We start from the raw sequence: 4064 nt of genomic DNA on the forward strand, positions 1-4064 counted from the left end.
CACGCTGGCCCCCGCCGCGAACCCGCTGTCGTGGGCGCGGCTGTCGCCGCAGCAGCATGAGGCGCTGGCCCCGGTCGGGCGCCTGTGGGACAGCTTCAGCGACGCACGCAAGCGCCGTTGGCTCAAAATCGCCGCGCGTTACCCGAAGATGTCGGCCGAAGAGCAAAAACGCCTGCATGAACGGATGACCCAATGGGCCAACCTCACGCAGGAAGAGCGGCGCGTCGCGCGTGAAAACTATCAGGTGTCGAAGGATCTCTCCGCGCAAGCGCGCGAGCGCGCCTGGAAGGATTACCAGAAGCTGACGCCCGAGCAGAAGGCCCGGCTGGCCGCGGCGGAGCGCCATCGCCGCACCGTGGTCAGCGCGCCGCCGTCGGGCAAGAGCGACCGCGACATCAATCGCCTCGTCAACGCGCACGATCATCCGGCCAACGCGCCGCTGACGCCGATCGCTCCGGCCGCCGAGCCGGGTGCGACGGCCAGCGCCGCCATGCCGACCGCAGCCGCCTCGGGCACCCAGCAGCCGCCCGCGCCAGTGCCCGTCTCGCCGGCCGACGCGCCGTCGATCTTCAAGGGATCGTGAGCGCCGCGCCGGCCGCACCCGCCATGGATGCAGCCGGCGCCCGTCCGAGCGTGGGCCGCCGTCTCGCCGCGCTCGTCTACGAAGGCGTGCTGCTGTTCGGCATCGTGTTTTTCGCCGCGCTCGCCTTCGCGCTCGTGCTCCAGCAGCGCAACGGCCTCGTCCATCACCAACTGCTCGCCATGTGGATCGCCGTCGTGGTCGGCGCGTATTTCGTCTGGTTCTGGACTCACGGCGGCCAGACCTTGCCGATGAAGACCTGGCGGCTGCGTCTGGTCACCGCGCACGGCACGCCGCTGACGGTGCCGCGCGCCGTGTTCCGCTACCTGCTCGGCTGGCTCTGGTTCCTGCCGCCGCTCGCGCTCCATCCGCTGGCGGGCTTCGCCGTGCCCGTCACGCTGGCCATCACGGCCGCCTGGATCGTGCTGTGGGCGCTTACCGCGCGCCTCGATCCGGCCCGGCAGTTCCCGCACGACCGGCTGGCGGGCACCCGCATCGTGTTCGTGCCGCGCTGATTCCGGCGCCGACTTCGCGCATCGCCCACCTCCCCGCCGCTCCCAACCCTTACCGGCTTCAATCGTCCGACCAATCGGCCTTGGCGCGCACGACTGTCGCAAAGATGCATCACGCACCCGACGGCCTTTTTCGCCGGCCGCCCGCCTCGCGGCCACGCTCGCCCTACGCGCCGCGCGGGCCGCGCCGAGGCGAGGTTTGCACCGCCGACCGACCGTAATAAGAACATCCCGTGACTGTCACGGCGAAGTCATCGACGCATGGCGCAATGCCGGTTATCCAACACGGCGCGAGTCATGCATGGGCCTCAAAACGTCCGCGACTACCTTCTTCCAAGATCCGGCCGGCGCACGCGCGACGGCCGCGGCCTTCCTCTCCGGCGCGGCCGACGACGACTCCCCGGTCGAATCGCCGCCATGGTCGGCCGCCTCCGGCCACCAGGAAGACGCCGATGGCCCGGCGAACCGCTACCGCACGATCTGGATCTCGGACATCCACCTGGGCACGAGCGGCTGCCAAGCGAACTACCTGCTCGATTTCCTGCGTCACAACGATTCCGAATACCTGTACCTGGTCGGCGACATCATCGACGGCTGGCAACTGAAGAAGGGCTGGTACTGGCCGCAGGCGCACAACGACGTGGTGCAGAAGATCATGCGCAAGGCGCGCAAGGGCACCCAGGTCGTGTATATCCCCGGCAATCACGACGAAGCGGCGCGCCAGTTCTGCGACCTCGCGTTCGGCGAGATCCAGGTGCGCGGCGAGGCGTTCCACACCACGCTGGCCGGCAAGCGCCTGTGGATCGTCCACGGCGACCTGTTCGACGGCGTGATCCAGCACGCCAAATGGCTCGCCTATCTCGGCGACAGCGCCTACACGCTGATCCTGCTGCTGAACCGCTGGTTCAACCGCGTGCGCAGCCGGCTCGGCTTCCAGTACTGGTCGCTGTCGCAATACCTGAAGCACCAGGTCAAGAACGCCGTGAACTTCATCTCGTCGTTCGAGAACGCGATGACCGACGAAGCGCGCCGCCGCGGCTGCGACGGCGTGGTCTGCGGGCACATCCACAAGGCCGAGATCCGCGACATCGACGGCGTGCTGTATTGCAACGACGGCGACTGGGTCGAAAGCCTGTCCGCGCTCGTCGAAACGATGGAAGGCGAGTTGAAGATCGTCTACTGGACGGTGATGCAATCGCCGCCCGTCACCACCTCGCGCAAGGCCAAAGCCACCGCGTGAGCCCCCTGCCTCGCCGCATCCCGCACCCTACAGGACTGCCAGCATGAAGATCATGATCGTCACCGATGCATGGGAACCGCAAGTCAACGGCGTCGTGCGCACCTTGAAGAGCACCTCGCGCGAACTGACGGCGCTCGGCCACCAGGTCGAATTGCTGACGCCGCTCGAATTCCGCACCATCCCGTGCCCGACGTATCCCGAGATCCGCCTGTCGCTGTTCCCGTACGGCAAGCTGCGCGCGCGCGTCGACGCGTTCGCCCCGGACGCGCTGCACATCGCCACCGAAGGCCCGCTCGGCATGGCCGCGCGCCGCTATGCGCGCGCCCACAAGCTGCCGTTCACGACCGCCTATCACACGCGCTTTCCGGAATACGTGCAGGCGCGCTTCGGCTTTCCGCTGTCGGCCACCTACCGCTTCCTGCGCTGGTTCCACGGCGCGTCGCTCGCCGTGATGGCGCCGACGCCGGTGGTCAAGCAGGATCTCGAAGCGTTCGGCTTTACCAACGTGGTGCTGTGGACGCGCGGCGTCGATCTCGACATCTTCGAGCCGAAGGAATCGAAGGTGCTGAACACGGCGCGCCCGATCTTCCTGTACGTGGGGCGCGTGGCGATCGAGAAGAACGTCGAGGCGTTCCTGAAGCTCGACCTGCCCGGCTCGAAATGGGTGGCGGGCGAAGGCCCTGCGCTTGCCGAACTGAAATCACGCTATCCTGAGGCGAATTATCTTGGCGTGCTGTCGCAGGCGGAGCTCGCCAAGGTTTATGCGGCGGCCGATGTGTTCGTGTTCCCCAGCAAGACCGATACGTTCGGGCTGGTGCTGCTCGAAGCGCTGGCCTGCGGCACGCCGGTGGCCGCGTACCCGGTCACGGGCCCGGTCGACGTGCTCGGCGGCGGCGCTGCCGGTGCGATGAACGAGGATCTGCGCGAGGCCTGCCTCGATGCGCTGAAGATCGATCGCGAAACCGCGCGCGCCTGGGCCGAGCGCTTCTCGTGGCGCGCCGCGTCCGAACAGTTCGCCTCGCACCTGAAGCCGCTGCAAAAACCCGCCAGCCCCCAACCTGAAGGCGCAGCCGTTTGAAACCTGCCATGCGCGCGAAAGCGCCCGCTCCGTCACCGTCGCCGCTGCGGCGCCCCGCGTTGAACGCGGCCGCCGCGGCACGCGATCCGCATGCCGATAACGATTCCCACGATGCGCATGACGGCAGCGACGCGCACGAGCCGCTCGGCACCGACGACCCGCTCGCGCCGCTGCCGCCGAATCCGTACAAGGGCAATCGCGGACTGACGCGCGCCTGGTACGCGCTCAAGCATTCGGTCAACGGCTTCCAGGTGGCGATCCGCGAAGAGAGCGCGTTTCGTCAGGAATTGACGCTCGCGGCGATCCTCGTTCCGCTTGGCCTGTTCATGCCGGTCGATGCGGTATCGCACGCGCTGCTGATCGGTTCGGTGCTGTTGGTATTGATCGTCGAACTGCTGAACTCCAGCGTGGAAGCCGCGATCGACCGCATTTCGCTGGAGCGCCACGAGCTGTCGAAGCGCGCCAAGGATCTCGGCAGCGCGGCCGTGACGGTCGCGCTGGTGGCCTGCCTCGCGACCTGGGGCTTCATCCTCTGGCCGCTCGTGAAGCGCTGGACCGGCCACTGATACCGGCGTTCGCACCCTGTCAACCGCGCCGATCGACCAACGATCGGCGCGGAAATTTGCCATTGTTCCAGTGGTGCTACGAAATACG

General features: G+C 67.6%; 4 protein-coding genes and 2 pseudogenes. All 6 read left to right on the top strand.

From position 1 onward, the window contains the following. A partial coding sequence (locus ACYP33_RS30440) for a DUF3106 domain-containing protein (RefSeq protein ID WP_459624988.1) occupies positions 1-583 on the top strand: 583 nt, incomplete at its 5' end. 23 nt (positions 584-606) lie between these two features. Further along, a complete protein-coding gene (locus tag ACYP33_RS30445) occupies positions 607-1095 on the top strand; it encodes an RDD family protein (RefSeq protein ID WP_414442659.1) in 489 nt (162 codons plus the stop codon). Positions 1096-1345: 250 nt separating this feature from the next. Then, positions 1346-1484: pseudogene (locus tag ACYP33_RS30450) on the top strand (UDP-2,3-diacylglucosamine diphosphatase); the annotation flags it as partial. 71 nt (positions 1485-1555) lie between these two features. Next, positions 1556-2332: pseudogene (locus ACYP33_RS30455) on the top strand (UDP-2,3-diacylglucosamine diphosphatase); the annotation flags it as partial. 43 nt (positions 2333-2375) lie between these two features. After that, on the top strand, positions 2376-3410 hold the full coding sequence (locus tag ACYP33_RS30460) for a glycosyltransferase family 4 protein (protein ID WP_414451359.1): 1035 nt from the start codon (positions 2376-2378) through the stop codon (positions 3408-3410). Between the two features lie 8 nt (positions 3411-3418). Next, positions 3419-3976 (top strand): diacylglycerol kinase, encoded by a 558-nt coding sequence (locus ACYP33_RS30465; protein WP_414451358.1) that lies wholly within the window; start codon positions 3419-3421, stop codon positions 3974-3976. Positions 3977-4064: the final 88 nt, after the last annotated feature.

Source organism: Burkholderia sp. 3C, assembly GCF_054589155.1.

Coding starts and splice junctions, on each gene's coding strand:
- ACYP33_RS30445 (WP_414442659.1), top strand. CDS start 607: ATGGATGCAGCCGGCGCCCGTCCGAGCGTGGGCCGCCGTCTCGCCGCG.
- ACYP33_RS30460 (WP_414451359.1), top strand. CDS start 2,376: ATGAAGATCATGATCGTCACCGATGCATGGGAACCGCAAGTCAACGGC.
- ACYP33_RS30465 (WP_414451358.1), top strand. CDS start 3,419: ATGCGCGCGAAAGCGCCCGCTCCGTCACCGTCGCCGCTGCGGCGCCCC.